Source organism: Mesorhizobium kamtschaticum, from assembly GCF_056174585.1.
Map to the genome: position 1 here is coordinate 911,135 of NZ_CM149691.1, position 13,648 is coordinate 924,782.

12 protein-coding genes and 1 pseudogene are annotated in these 13,648 nt (G+C 64.0%); 8 read left to right on the forward strand and 5 right to left on the reverse strand.

The genetic code is table 11. From position 1 onward, the window contains the following. Positions 1 to 34 precede the first annotated feature (34 nt). Positions 35 to 898: a helix-turn-helix domain-containing protein gene (locus AC0V7N_RS04360; protein WP_475455034.1), complete on the reverse strand. Its 864-nt coding sequence runs from the start codon at positions 896 to 898 to the stop codon at positions 35 to 37. A 92-nt stretch (positions 899 to 990) separates the two neighbouring features. Between AC0V7N_RS04360 and AC0V7N_RS04365 the strand changes: the two genes are divergently transcribed. The 3 genes from AC0V7N_RS04365 to AC0V7N_RS04375 all read left to right on the forward strand — a co-directional run bounded on the left by AC0V7N_RS04365 (position 991) and on the right by AC0V7N_RS04375 (position 4,257). After that, a complete protein-coding gene (locus tag AC0V7N_RS04365; protein WP_475455036.1) occupies positions 991 to 2,535 on the forward strand; it encodes a 4-hydroxyphenylacetate 3-hydroxylase N-terminal domain-containing protein in 1,545 nt (514 codons plus the stop codon). 6 nt (positions 2,536 to 2,541) lie between these two features. Beyond that, positions 2,542 to 3,051 (forward strand): flavin reductase, encoded by a 510-nt coding sequence (locus AC0V7N_RS04370; RefSeq protein WP_027040919.1) that lies wholly within the window; start codon positions 2,542 to 2,544, stop codon positions 3,049 to 3,051. A 273-nt stretch (positions 3,052 to 3,324) separates the two neighbouring features. Next, positions 3,325 to 4,257 carry an IS110 family RNA-guided transposase gene (locus tag AC0V7N_RS04375; RefSeq protein WP_475455038.1) on the forward strand — a complete coding sequence of 311 codons (933 nt, stop codon included), beginning with the start codon at positions 3,325 to 3,327 and terminating at the stop codon, positions 4,255 to 4,257. A gap of 221 nt (positions 4,258 to 4,478) precedes the next feature. Here the strand turns inward: AC0V7N_RS04375 and hpaR are convergent. Beyond that, positions 4,479 to 4,873 (reverse strand): annotated as a pseudogene (hpaR, locus tag AC0V7N_RS04380) (homoprotocatechuate degradation operon regulator HpaR). Positions 4,874 to 5,087: 214 nt separating this feature from the next. Here hpaR and AC0V7N_RS04385 point away from each other — a divergent pair. The 5 genes from AC0V7N_RS04385 to hpaH all read left to right on the forward strand — a co-directional run bounded on the left by AC0V7N_RS04385 (position 5,088) and on the right by hpaH (position 9,912). Continuing rightward, on the forward strand, positions 5,088 to 5,474 hold the full coding sequence (locus tag AC0V7N_RS04385; protein ID WP_475455042.1) for a 5-carboxymethyl-2-hydroxymuconate Delta-isomerase: 387 nt from the start codon (positions 5,088 to 5,090) through the stop codon (positions 5,472 to 5,474). A 12-nt stretch (positions 5,475 to 5,486) separates the two neighbouring features. After that, positions 5,487 to 7,004 carry a 5-carboxymethyl-2-hydroxymuconate semialdehyde dehydrogenase gene (gene hpaE, locus AC0V7N_RS04390; protein ID WP_475455044.1) on the forward strand — a complete coding sequence of 506 codons (1,518 nt, stop codon included), beginning with the start codon at positions 5,487 to 5,489 and terminating at the stop codon, positions 7,002 to 7,004. Positions 7,005 to 7,017: 13 nt separating this feature from the next. Further along, entirely contained in the window at positions 7,018 to 7,998 is a 981-nt protein-coding gene (gene hpaD, locus AC0V7N_RS04395) for a 3,4-dihydroxyphenylacetate 2,3-dioxygenase (RefSeq protein ID WP_475455046.1), read from the forward strand. Between the two features lie 295 nt (positions 7,999 to 8,293). Then, positions 8,294 to 9,109, forward strand: coding sequence for a fumarylacetoacetate hydrolase family protein (locus tag AC0V7N_RS04400; protein ID WP_496628001.1), 816 nt, complete (start codon positions 8,294 to 8,296; stop codon positions 9,107 to 9,109). Further along, positions 9,106 to 9,912, forward strand: coding sequence for a 2-oxo-hept-4-ene-1,7-dioate hydratase (gene hpaH / locus AC0V7N_RS04405; RefSeq protein WP_496627732.1), 807 nt, complete (start codon positions 9,106 to 9,108; stop codon positions 9,910 to 9,912). Before AC0V7N_RS04400 ends, hpaH begins: the two co-directional genes overlap by 4 nt. Before the next feature lie 12 nt (positions 9,913 to 9,924). Here hpaH and AC0V7N_RS04410 read toward each other — a convergent pair whose 3' ends face one another. From AC0V7N_RS04410 to AC0V7N_RS04420, 3 genes are read right to left on the reverse strand one after another with little or no spacing between them, the layout of a single operon-like run. Next, positions 9,925 to 10,944, reverse strand: coding sequence for a phosphotransferase enzyme family protein (locus AC0V7N_RS04410; RefSeq protein ID WP_475455052.1), 1,020 nt, complete (start codon positions 10,942 to 10,944; stop codon positions 9,925 to 9,927). Beyond that, a complete protein-coding gene (locus AC0V7N_RS04415) occupies positions 10,941 to 12,248 on the reverse strand; it encodes an aminotransferase class III-fold pyridoxal phosphate-dependent enzyme (protein ID WP_496627733.1) in 1,308 nt (435 codons plus the stop codon). The genes AC0V7N_RS04410 and AC0V7N_RS04415 overlap by 4 nt, the downstream gene beginning before the upstream one ends. Positions 12,249 to 12,285: 37 nt before the next feature. Then, positions 12,286 to 13,635, reverse strand: a complete 1,350-nt coding sequence (locus tag AC0V7N_RS04420; RefSeq protein WP_475455054.1) for an aminotransferase class III-fold pyridoxal phosphate-dependent enzyme — start codon at positions 13,633 to 13,635, stop codon at positions 12,286 to 12,288. Between the last annotated feature and the right edge of the window lie 13 nt (positions 13,636 to 13,648).

The following is a 13,648-nucleotide window of genomic DNA, read 5'->3' on the forward strand; positions in this document are numbered from 1 at the left end:
GTACTGCTGGTCAGTCAAGCGGGAAAGTGCGTCCCTACCTCAACTGCCTACGCCGCCAGGCGGCGGGTGCCTCGCCTGTCCGTTCGCGAAAGAAGCGGGAGAAATAGGCGGGATCATCAAAACCGATCTCGTAGGCGATATCCTCGACCGTGCGCACGGTGAACAGCAGCAGGCGCTTGGCCTCAAGCAGCCGGCGCTCGCTGACCACCCGCTTGACGCCGGTGCCCAGCACTGCACGGCTGGCCTTGTCGAGAAGATGCGGTGTGGTGGCAAGGCTTTCGACATAACGGTCGACCGGCCAGTTTTCACGGAAATGCGCATCGACGAGGCGGCGCAAGCCTATCGCCAGTGACGCATCGGAAGACGGTGCGGCGGCAATTGTCGCCGGTGCGAGACGCGCGATGTGGGAGAGCGCGACGGCGATCAGCGCCGGCAGGACCTTGTCATTGCCGGCCTGCGCCTCGGCGTATTCGGCGGCGATCATCTCCAGCACCGCCGCCAGCCTTTGCCATGCGGCGTGTTGCGGAAGGCCGTCGGCAAACACCGGCCTGTCCAATGGCAGCAGGCTGTGGCCGGCAAGGGCGGCGAGCGCATCGTCGGCGACCGAGACGACGATGGCGTCGGTGCCGGGGCCGATGGAGAAGCCATGCACGACCGTGCTCGGCACGAAGCTGACGGCGGGTGCCGAAAAGTCCCAGGATCGGTCCTCGATGCGGTAGGTGCCGGAGCCGCTGGTCCAGTAGGTGATCTGGCCCATCTGCGGATGCTTGTGCGCCGCAACCTGGCCATGGTGGATACTGCCGCGCGCAAGCACTGTCTCGACATGCAGGAAGCCGACATCGAGCGGCCGCACCGGCTCGCCATAGACGAAGAAATCGGGAATGGAGTTCTGGCTCATGGCGCCGGAAAAAGTCCAATCGGTTTTGCCGTTCCGTCCATAACCGATACACGGTCCTAGCGCTAGGATCGATGTTATCAGTGGAGGAACATATGCGATCAGAAGATTTCCGTGCCGACAAAGCGCGCCCGTTCACCGGGGCCGAGTATCTGGAGAGCCTGCGTGACGGCCGCGAGGTCTATATCAACGGCGAACGCATCGCCGACGTCACTACGCACCCCGCGATGCGCAATTCGGCGCGGTCGCTGGCACGCCTCTACGACGCGCTGCATGACCCCAAACGGCGGGATACGCTGACGTCGGCCACCGACACCGGATCAAGCGGCTACACCCACAAATATTTCCGGGTCGCCAAATCCTCTGGCGAACTCGCGGCGCAGCAGACGGCGATCGCCGAGTGGTCGCGCATGTCCTATGGCTGGATGGGGCGCACGCCCGACTACAAGGCGGCGCTGATGAACACGCTTGGCGCCAATGCCGACTGGTACGGGCCGTTCAAGGACAATGCGCTCGCCTGGCACAAACGGGCCCAGGAAGCCGTGCTGTTCATGAACCATGCCATCGTCAACCCGCCGATCGACCGCCACAAGCCGGCCGAACAGGTGAAGGATGTCTTCGTCCACATCACCAGGGAGACGGATGCCGGCATCTATGTCTCCGGCGCCAAGGTGGTGGCGACGTCCTCGGCGCTGACCCACTACAATTTCCTGGCGCAGGGCTCGGCGACGGTCACCGAGGATCCGTCGCTGTCGGTGATGTTCATCGTGCCGATGAACGCGCCGGGGATAAAGATGTTCTGCCGCGTCTCCTACGAGCAGACGGCCAACACCGTGGCGGCCCCCTTCGACTATCCGTTGTCGTCGCGTTTCGACGAGAACGACGCGATCCTGGTGCTCGACAATGTCTTCATCCCCTGGGAGGACGTGCTGGTGCTGCGCGACGCGCAGAAGATCCTGTCGTTCCATCCGGCGTCCGGATTCATGCATGGCTACTGCTTCCAGGGCTGCACGCGCTTCGCCGTCAAGCTCGATTTCCTCGCCGGCCTGCTAGCCAAGGCGCTGCGCGCCACCGGCGGCGACGCCTTCCGCGGCAACCAGGCGGCACTGGGCGAGGTCATCGCGCTCAGGCACATGTTCTGGAGTTTTTCCAATGCCATGGCCTACAATCCGATCCCGTGGGCGAATGGCGCGGTGCTGCCCAATCTGGAGGCCGCGCTCGCCTACCGGACCTTCATGTCGGAAGCCTATCCGCGCGTCATCGACACGGTGCGGCGGGTGATTGCCTCCGGCCTGATCTACCTGCCGTCTTCGGTGCGCGACTTCAACAATCCCGAGATCGACAAATACCTGGCGCAATATGTGCGCGGCTCCAACGACATGGGCCATATCGAGCGCATCAAGATCATGAAGCTGTTGTGGGACGCGACCGGCACCGAGTTCGGCGGCCGCCACGCGCTCTATGAACTCAACTATGCCGGCGCGCCGGAAGAGGTGCGGCTGCAGGTGCTGAAGGGGGCCGAGCGCGGCGGGCGGCTGAAGGCGATGGAGGAACTGGTCGACACCTGCATGGCCGATTATGACGAGAACGGCTGGACGGGCAACACCTGGCTCAATCCGCTTGCTTCGCCGGCTGGGTGAACGCCGATGGCCACGCAGATTTCGAAGACCGATTTCCGCGACGCCATGGCAAGGGTCTGCGCGCCGGTCAACATCGTCACGACAGATGGCCCGGCAGGGCGCGGCGGCTTCACCGCCACCGCCATGTGCAGCGTTTCCGACGAGCCGCCGACGCTCTTGGTGTGCATGAACGGGCGTTCGACGCAGGCCGCCATGTTCCTCGCCAACCGCCGCTTCTGCGTCAACGTGCTGACGCATGACCATATGCACCTGGCGGGAAAGTTTGCCGGCGCGACCAGGGACATGGAAGCGCGCTATTCGGCGGCGCGCTGGCAGACGCTGACCTCGGGCACGCCGGCACTGTCGGACGCGATCGTCAATTTCGATTGCGAGATCGAGGACGTGCACATCGTCGGCACGCACAATGTCATGATCGGCCGCGTCATCGATGTGCGGCACGGCAGCGGCGGCTCGGCGCTGCTCTATGTCGATCGGAATTATACGCAGCCGACGCGGCTCGGCAGTTTTGGCGGGTGAAGGCATTTGATGGCGCTGACAGGGGGATGGAGGCGAAGCCTTCCCGACGTCGTCATCCACGGGCGAAGCAGGAGCGCAGCGACGCAGCGCAGACCCGAGGATCCTGTGTGTCGGTGCCATGCTATGTCTGAAGTGGGAAGGAGACCGAGAGGATCCTGGTCGTCCTTTTGAGGACAGGCCGTGGCATGGCTCGGTCCCTTCCCACCGGTGAACCATCAACCTGAACAGTTGCACGGGGCTGTTAGCAGCAGACCCCGCACCACAGGAAGAGGCATGGACATGATAATGCAGAACTACGTCGGCTGCGATATCTCCAAGCAGTGGCTCGATTTTTTTGATGAGACAAGCGGGCATTCCCAGCGCATCGACAACCAGGCCGATGCGATCGCTGCCTATGTGGCAGGCCTTTATCCCGACCGAGATTTTGTGGTCATGGAGGCGACAGGCGTTCATGACCGGCTGCTGCGCCATGCGCTGGCCAAGGCAGGCGTTGCGTTCTCGCGACACAATCCGGCGCACACTCACCACTATGCGAAGTCGACGAGACGGCGCGCCAAGACCGATCGTCTCGATGCCAGGATGCTGAGCGGCTATGGCCGTCGCTATCACCCTGAGGCCGAGCCGGCGCCGCGCGAAGAAGGTGAACACCTTCAATCGCTTGCCCGCCTCCGAGACCAACTGGTCGAGATCAGGGCAAAGTTGAAGAAGCAACTCAGTGAGGCCTTTGACGAGACCGTCATCACCGAGCTCGAAGAGCTGATCGCAACCTTCAACACGCGCATCAAGGCGCTCGAGAGCCAGATCGCCGAGGTCATTCGTCAATCCGAGGATACGGCCCGCGACAATGCGCTGATGGTCTCCGTGCCCGGTGTCTCCAGGATCACCGCGTTCTCACTGCTGGCGCACCTGCCCGAGCTCGGCCTGCGTTCACCCAAGTCGATCGCGGCACTCGCCGGCCTTGCCCCCTTCGACAACAAGAGCGGCAAGCTCAACCGCAGGAGCCAGATCCAGGGCGGCCGGTCGCGCGTGCGCCGTGCCCTCTACATGGCAGCGCTGGGCGCCATCCGAGCCTGTGAGCGCTTCAGAGATTTCTATAGCGCCATCGCAGCCCGCTCAGGCTCAAAGAAACTGGCCATCATCGCTGTCGCAAGGAAGCTCCTCGTCGTCCTCAACGCCATCATCCGTGATAAAAAAGCATTCGCATAAACACAGTTGCCATGCCGCGACCTCAGTCGTAGGGCACAGCGGTGCAGAATTCTGGACCGTGGCGGCGCTCAGGAGTCCCGGCATGGATCCTCGGGTCTGCGCCGCGTCGCTTCGCTCCTTGCTCCGCCCGTGGATAACGAAGTGATGGGCGCTGCGGCTAATTTCCAAGGTTGCGACCCCAACAAACCGTTAAAACTTCTGCGGAGATCCGCCGAAAAACCTCAGCTTTCGCCGTCGATCAGCTTCTCCAGCAGGTCGAGCAACTGCTCCAATTTCTCATGGCCAAAGCGCTGCTCGATGTCGTCGTAGATGACGCGGCGTTCGGGCGACAGGGCGTCGATCAAGGCGGATCCGGCTGGGGCGATGGCCAGGATGACGCGGCGGCCATCGCCTTCCGCCTTGTTGCGGGTGATGAATTTCGGCCCTCGAGCGCCTTGATGATGCGGGTCAGGCTGGGCGGCAGCACCGAGGCGCGATCGGCAAGCTCCGTCGCTTCGACCGAGCCGGCTTCGCTCAGCACGCGCAGCACGCGCCATTGCTGTTCGGTCACGTCATGCGCTGCAAGCATCGGGCGAAACCGCGCCATCACCGCTTCGCGGGCGTGAAGCAGCGCCATAGGCAGGGAACGACGAGTGTTTTCAGGCAGCAAGAAGCAGCGTCCTCAATCATGCGGTTGTCAGTCGGATTTGACCCGATATGGACAACGCCAAAACCCGACCTTTCCATCCCGTATCGTCGCCTCAAGCCTGATGCAAGGCTTGACTTCGGCGATATCGCATGTAATTAACGCGTTAACTACAACAATGCAATGATCCTGGGAACGAAACGCAGTGCCTCACTTCTCCATCGAGTATTCGGCCAATCTCGATGCCAAGGTCGATATGGGCGAATTGTGCGCGCTGGTGTTGCGCACGGTGCTGGACACCGGGCTGTTCGAGACCGGCGCGGTGCGGGTGCGGGCCTTTCGTGCCGAGGCCTACGCCATTGCCGACAGGCTGCCGGAAAACGCCTTTCTCGACATGTCGTTTCGCATCGGCACCGGCCGCAGCGCCGAGGACAAGAAGCGCACCGGCGAGGCCGTCTTCACGGCGGTGAGCGAATACCTGGCCACGCTGTTCGAGACCCCGCATTTCGCTCTGTCGCTGGAGATCAGGGAAATCGATCCGGTGCTGAGCTGGAAGAAGAATGCAATCCACCCGCGGCTGCGCGGCAAGTGACGGAAAGCTGACATGTCCGACCTCGAAGGCAATCTGAAAAAGGCCGAGGCCTATCTGGCCCGCTTCAAGAACGATGGCGTGTTGAACCAGATCGGCGGCGAAGCGCTGCCGGCCGCCGACGGTTCGACCTTCGAGACGCTGTCGCCTGTCGATCTCAAGCCGCTGGCCAAGGTCGCGCGCGGTGGCGCCGCCGACATCGACCGCGCCGCCAAGGCGGCCAAGGCAGCATTCCCGGCCTGGGCCGCCATGCCGGGCGAGGCGCGCAAGAAACTGCTGCACAAAATAGCCGATGCGATCGAGGCGCGCGCCGAGGAGATCGCCTTCGTCGAATGCATGGACACCGGCCAGGCGCTGAAATTCATGGCCAAGGCGGCGTTGCGGGGTGCCGAGAATTTCCGCTTCTTCGCCGACCGCGCGCCGGAAGCGCGTGACGGCGAGACGCTGCGGACCACAGGCCAGGTCAACATCACTACCCGCGTGCCGATCGGCCCGGTCGGCATCATCACGCCGTGGAACACGCCGTTCATGCTGTCGACCTGGAAGATCGCGCCGGCACTGGCGGCCGGCTGCACCGCCGTTCATAAGCCGGCTGAATTCTCGCCGCTGACGGCGCGCCTGCTGGTCGAGATCGCCGAGCAGGCCGGCCTGCCGAAAGGCGTCTGGAACCTGGTCAACGGCCTTGGCGAGCATGCCGGCAAGGCGCTGACCGAGCACCCCGACATCAAGGCGATCGGCTTTGTCGGCGAGAGCCGCACCGGTTCGATGATCATGAAACAGGGCGCCGACACGCTGAAGCGCGTGCATTTCGAGCTCGGCGGCAAGAACCCGGTGATCGTGTTCGCCGACGCCGACCTGGACCGCGCGGCCGACGCCGCCGTGTTCATGATCTACTCGCTCAACGGTGAACGCTGCACCTCGTCGTCGCGGCTGCTGGTCGAAGCCTCGGTCTACGACCAGTTCACCGATCTGGTGGCTGAGAAGGCAAAGCGCATCAAGATCGGTCATCCGCTCGATCCGAAGACCGTGGTCGGCCCGCTGATCCATCCCGTGCACGAGGAAAAGGTGCTGTCCTATATCGAGATCGGCAAATCGGAGGGCGCGGTGGTTGCCGCCGGCGGCGGCAAGTTCGCCGGGCCGGGTGGCGGCTGCTATGTCAGCCCGACGTTGTTCACCGGCGCCACCAACAGGATGCGCATCGCCCAGGAGGAGATCTTCGGGCCTGTGCTGACGGCAATCGCTTTCAAGGACGAGGCGGAGGCGCTGGCGCTCGCCAACGACACGCAATATGGCCTGACCGGCTATCTCTGGACTTCGGACGTCACCCGCGCCTTCCGTTTCACCGATGCGCTGGAGGCCGGCATGATCTGGGTCAATTCGGAGAATGTGCGCCATCTGCCGACGCCGTTCGGTGGTGTCAAGAATTCCGGCATCGGCCGCGACGGCGGCGACCATTCCTTCGACTTCTACATGGAGACGAAGAACGTCGCCTTTTCGACGACGGCGCACGCGATCCAGAAACTCGGCGGCTGACGGAGGAAATCAGATGCCCTTGCCCAAGCCCAACCTCTATCCCGCCTTCAACATCGTGCGCCTCAGCCATGTCGAGCTGGCGGTCACCGACCTTGCCAAATCCCGCGCTTTCTATGTCGACACGCTCGGCCTGCAGGTCACCGACGAAACCTCGGGCGCCATCTACCTGCGCGCCATGGAAGAGCGTGGCCATCACTGCATCGTGCTGCGCAAGGCGACGACGCCGGAGGCGCGCGACCTCGGCTTCAAGGTCTTTTCGGACGACGATCTCGACAAGGCCGAGCATTTCTTTAGGGGCAAGGGCCTGCCGGTGGAATGGGTGGAGCGGCCTTACCAGTCGCGCACCTTCCGCACGCGTGACCCGCACGGCATACCTCTAGAATTCTATGCTGAGATGGCAAGGCTGCCGCCAATCCATCAGAAATATGCGCTCTACCGGGGCGTGAAGCCGCTACGCATCGACCACTTCAACTGCTTCTCGCCCAATGTCGACGAGTCCGTCGCCTTCTACAACGAGCTCGGCTTCCGGGTGACCGAATACACCGAGGATGCCTCGAGCGGGAAGCTGTGGGCGGCCTGGACGCACCGCAAGGGTGGCGTCCACGACATCGCCTTCACCAATGGTGTCGGGCCGCGCCTGCATCACGTCGCCTTCTGGGTGCCGACGCCGCTCAACATCATCGACCTGCTCGACCTGATGGCAACGACCGGCTATTTGCCGAACATCGAGCGCGGTCCCGGCCGGCACGGCATTTCCAACGCCTTCTTCCTCTATGTCCGCGATCCCGACAACCATCGCATCGAGATCTACTGTTCGGACTACCAGACGGTCGATCCGGACCTCGAGCCGATCAAATGGGACCTCAAGGACCCGCAACGCCAGACACTGTGGGGCGCGCCGGCACCGAAAAGCTGGTTCGACGAAGGCAGCACCTTTGCCGGCGTCACCGCGCGCCAGCCCGATCTGACGGCGTCGCCGATCATTGCGCCGTAGTGGGATTTTGGAGATGTCAACGTTCCGTGGCGCCCCCCTCTGTCCTGCCGGACATCTCCCCCTCAAGGGGGGAGATTGGCTGACCCGACGGCCCGCCCCTTTCTCGCAACGCTGGAAATTGGCGAAGGTAGAGACGATATCCAATCTCCCCCCAAGAGGGGAGATGTCCGGCAGGACAGAGGGGGGCGCCATAGAACTCCGCCCCTGCAGACATCCAACACCATCGGCGGAGCCGCAGCATGATTCCCCCCGGCTCGCCACCTTCACGGCCGACGGCAAGGCGCGCTATGGCGCGATCACCGGCAAGGGCGTCGTCGACCTGTCGGCCCGCCACAGCCAGTGGCCGACATTGCGCGAGGTAATCGAGGCCGGCGCCTTGCGGCGGCTGGCGGAAGAGGCCGAGGCCTTTGCCGTCGATTTCCCGCTCGACGCCATCGCCTACGACATCCCGATCCCGTCGCCGGAAAAGATCATCTGCGTCGGTGTCAACTATCCTGACCGTAACGAGGAGTACAAGGACGGCCAGGCAGCACCTTCGAATCCGTCGCTGTTCATCCGCTTTCCGCGTTCCTTCGTCGGCCATGGCGCTGCACTGGTGCGGCCGCCGGAATCGCCGCAGCTCGACTATGAGGGCGAGGTCGTCATTGTCATCGGCAAAAGCGGGCGGCGTATCGCCGAGGCGGATGCGCTCGGTCACATTGCGGCACTGTCGCTGTGCAATGAGGGCACCATCCGCGACTGGGTGCGGCACGCCAAGTTCAACGTCACGCAAGGCAAGAATTTCGACCGCACCGGCTCGATCGGCCCGTGGCTGGTGCCGTTCACGGACGAGGCGCAGATCGCCGACATCGCGCTGACCACCCGCGTCAATGGCGAGATCCGCCAGCAGGATCGGACCAGCAGGATGATCTTTTCCTTCCGCAAGATCATCAACTACATCTCGACCTTCACCACGCTGGTGCCTGGCGATATCATCGTCACCGGCACGCCGACCGGCGCCGGCGCCCGCTTCGACCCCCCGATCTGGCTGAAACCCGGCGACGTCATCGAGGTGGAGGCCGACGGCATCGGCGTGCTCCGAAACGGCGTCGTCGACGAGGCAGCAGCATGACCCCGGAGCAAGTGGAAGACGCCGCGGCGCGGCTGTTCGAGGCCGAACGTTCGCGCCGCCAGATCCGGCTGCTCAGCCTCGATTACCCGCAAGCGACCATGGAGGACGCCTACCGCGTCCAGGCGGCACTGGTGACGCGCAAGATCGCCGGAGGGCTGAAGCCAAAGGGCTGGAAGATCGGCCTGACCTCAAAGGCGATGCAATATGCGCTGGCCATCGACACGCCGGATTCCGGCGTGCTGTTCGACGACATGTTCTTCAACGACGGCGCGACCATTCCCGCCGGCCGCTTCATCCAGCCGCGCGTCGAGGCCGAGATCGCCTTCGTCACGAAGGCGCCCCTCAAGGGTCCCGGCGTGACCATCTTCGACGTGCTCAACGCCACCGACTACATCGCGCCGGCGCTGGAAATCCTCGACACGCGCATCGAGCGCGTCAATGCCGAGACCAAGAAGGCGCGCACTTTCTTCGACACGATCTCAGACAATGCCGCCAATGCCGGCATCGTCATCGGCGGCCGGCCGCAGCGGCCTGATGAGGCCGATATGCGCTGGATCGGCGCCATCGTCTCGCGCAATGCCGAGGTCGAGGAGACCGGGCTCGGCGCCGGCGTGCTCAATCATCCGGCGATGGGCATCGCCTGGCTGGCGGACCGGCTCGCGCACTACGGCCTATCGATCGCGGCCGGTGAGGTGGTGCTGTCGGGGTCATTCGTGCGACCGGTCGAGGCACGGCCGGGTGACATGATCGTCGCCGATTTCGGCAGTTCGGGCACGGTCAGCATCCATTTCGCCAAGAGCTGACGGTTCGGCAACTCACACACCGCGCAGATAATCCGCCACCACGCCGGCGGCGATGGTCGAGATGCGCATGCCGGCATCCCTCGTAATGTCGCCCTCGACGCGGCTCTGCACCCAGCCAAGAAAGGCAAAGGCGCGCAGCGCTGAAAACAGCGGCAAGGCCGCGACGTCCTCTCGCGCCAGTTCCCGCTCCTGCCGGTAGCCCTCAAGCAGCGACGCTTCGATCAGCGGATAGATCGCCTCTTCGCGGTTCTGGTAGAGTGCTACGGCAAGGTCGTAGGCGTGCCAACCATGGCCGCAATCATCGAAGTCGATGATCTCTATGCTGTCGCCGTCGAGCAGCACGTTCTCACGCACCAGATCGGCATGGATCAGGCCGAAATTGCGCGCGCTGCGCTCATGCCGCGAGAGTGCCGCGACCGCTTTCTCGTGGGCACAATGGACCAGCTCGCGGTTGGCCTCGTCGAGAAAGGGGCAGGTCTCGAAACGGCCCCATGTCGGGTTCGGGCCGAAAAAACCGTCGAAATCCCAGGCATGGCGGGTGAAACCGGGCGGTGGTGCCCAGCTGGCGGCGGCATTGTGCATGCGCGCTATGGTTCGGCCGATGACGGTGAAGACCTCTCTTGCCCGTTGCGGCGAATAGCCGAGCGGCACGCCGCGCGCGCCGACGGCGCGACCTTCGAGCCAGCTCAGACAATCGACCTGACGCGGCGTGGAAGTGCCGAGGCCAACCGGCACGAACAGATCGCCGGCCAGCGTCGGGACCGGGGATGGCGTGGCGACGCCGGCGGATTGCAGAAAACCCATCCATTGCAGTTCCGAGCGCAGCGCGGCATCGGTGTGATAGCCAAGCCGATGGATGCGCAGGGCTGCCGACCGGCCATCGGCCAGGCGGACGCGGAACACCGCATTCTCGCGGTATTTCAAAAGCTCCGGCTCAGCGTTGCGGACGCCCCAATGCTCAAGCGTATGCCGGGCAAGCTCGGTGACGTCAGCCGCCGTCTCGGGCTCGGATCGCGCGGACACTGCGTTCACGCCGTCACTCCGCCGACTTCACCAAGCACTTCGTCGAGCACGCCGATCAGCAGCTCGGCATTGGCACGGAAAAACGGCATGGGCGGGCGGATCTTCAGCACATTGCCATGAATGCCGGTCTTGCCCATCAGCACGCCACGGTCACGCATGGCGTTGATGACGCGCCCGGCAATATCTGGCGCCGGTTCGCGCGTCAGGCGGTCGCGCACCAGTTCGGCGCCGAAGAACAGGCCAGCGCCCCTGACTTCGCCAATGCAGTCATGCCGGTCGGCCAGCGGCTGCAGCAGGCTAAGTGCATAGGTGCCTACGTCTCGCGCGTTGGTGACAAGATTTTCTTGTTCCAGGACATCGAGGACGGCATTGGCCACGGCGCAGGACACCGGATTGCCGCCAAATGTGTTGAAGTAGCGGAAAGCGTTCCGGAAGGTCGCGAGGATTTCTGTCGTGGTGACGACAGCGGCGACCGGATGACCGTTGCCCATCGGCTTGCCCATGGTGACGATGTCGGGGGTGAAGCCGGCGCGCTGATGGCCCCAGAAATGGCTGCCGGTGCGGCCAAAGCCGGGCTGAACCTCGTCTGCGATGACCAGCCCGCCAGCGTCACGCATCGCCGCCACGGCATCGTCGAAGAAGCCGCCGGGCAGCGTCGGAAAACCTTCATTGGCGAGCAGCGGACACAGGATCATGCCGGACAGGCCGATGCCGTCCTTTGCCAGCGAGGCGATGGCTTCGCGCACGGCGTCGCCGAACGCCTTGCCGTTGGCCATCGCGTCGGGATGGCGATAGCTGTCGGGCGCCGGCACCAGCCTGACATAGGGAGCGCGGCCGCCGACCGGCGGCATCCGGGTTGACAGCTGCGAGACCGCCGTGGTGTTGCCGTGATAGGTGGCGTCGGTAGCGATAATCCCCATCTGGCCTGACGTCGCCTGCGCCATGCGCAGCGCGATGTCGTTGGCCTCGCTGCCGGTGCAGGTGAGGATGGCGGTCGACAGGCTGGCGTCGAAGGTCGCGGTCAGCCGCTCGACATAGTCGAGGATAGCGGTGTGCAGATAGCGCGTGTGGGTGTTGAGCAGGCTTGCCTGCCGGCACAGGGCGTCGACCACATGCGGGTGGCAATGGCCGACATGGGCGACATTGTTGTAGGCGTCGAGATATTTGCGGCCGTCGGCATCGTAGAGCCAGACGCCTTCGCCGCGCACCAGGTGCACGGGCTCGTCATAGAACAATTGCGATTTCGCACCGAGCAGGCGGGAACGCCGGCTAACAAGCGCTTCCTCGGTCATTTTCTTCTGCGGTTGTGTCATCTGTGGGTACCTGAACCTCGTTGTGTCCGCCGGCTCATCAGGCCTTCGACAGGCCTGCGCCGATCGCCTCACCGATCTTGGCGACATCGGCGGCGCTGATGATCAGAGGCGGCGACAGGATGATGGTGTTGCCGGAGACGCGCAGCATGACGCCGGCTTCGTAGGCAGCCTCCGAAACCACGGCCATGGTCTTCTTGTCGGCGGGTTTTTTCGTCGCGCGATCCGAGACCAGCTCGACCGCCGCCATCAACCCCTTGTAACGGACATCGCCAACGATGGCGTGCTTGGCCTTCAGCCCCTCCAGTACGGCCGCCAATTCGACACCGCGCGCGGCCGCGTTCTCGTTCAGGCGCAGTCGTTTGGTCTCGGCAAGGGCCGCCAGTCCCGCCGCGCAGCCGACCGGGTGGCCGGAATAGGTATAGCCATGACCGATGGCGCCAAAACTGGTCTTGTCGGCCTCGAAAACGTCGGCAACCTTTGCGCTGATCAAGGTGGCGCCGAGCGGGAAATAGCCTGAGGTGATCGCCTTGGCGATGGTCATGAAGTCCGGCTGCACGCCCGTCAGCCGCGAGCCCGACCAGGCGCCGGTGCGGCCGAAGCCGGTGACGACCTCGTCGGCGATCAGCAGGATTTCGTGGCGGTCGCAGATCTCGCGTATCAGCGGCATGAAGCTTTCATGCGGAACGATGACGCCGCCGGCGCCGAGCACCGGCTCCATGATGAAGGCGGCGATGGTGTCGCCGCCCTGGAAGGCGATCTCGTCCTCCAGCGCCTTGGCGCACAGTTTTGCCAGCCGTGCCGGATCGGTCTCGTCGAACGGGTTGCGGAAGGTCCAGGGTGCCGGAATGTGGAAGACGCCCGGCAGCAGCGGCTCGTAGTTGCGACGGAAATTGGCGTTGCCGTTGACCGAGGCGCCGCCGAAATGGGTGCCGTGATAGCCTTTCTTGAGCGCCAGGAATTTTGTCCGGTCGCCCTGACCACGGATCTTCCAATATTGCCTCGCCAGCCGCAGCGCGGTCTCGACCGAATCCGAGCCGCCCGAGGTGAAGAAGGTCCGCACCATGCCTTCCGGCGCGAACCATTCGGAAAGCTCGTAGGCGAGTTCGATCGACGGTCCGGTCGAGGTGCCGCGAAAACCCGAGTAATAGGGCAGCGCGCCGAGCTGGTCGGCGATCGCCTTCTTGATCGGGTCGCAACTGTAGCCGAGATTGACATTCCACAGCCCGCCGACGGCATCGAGCACGGTGTTGCCGGCGATGTCGGTGACCATGACGCCCTCGCCCTTCATGATCACCTTCGGCGGATTGGCCCGCATCTCGGCCGGATGCGCCATCGGATGCCAGATCGGCTTGGCGTTGGTCTCGGTGAGGAAATTGATGTCGCGCATGACAAGGCTCCGC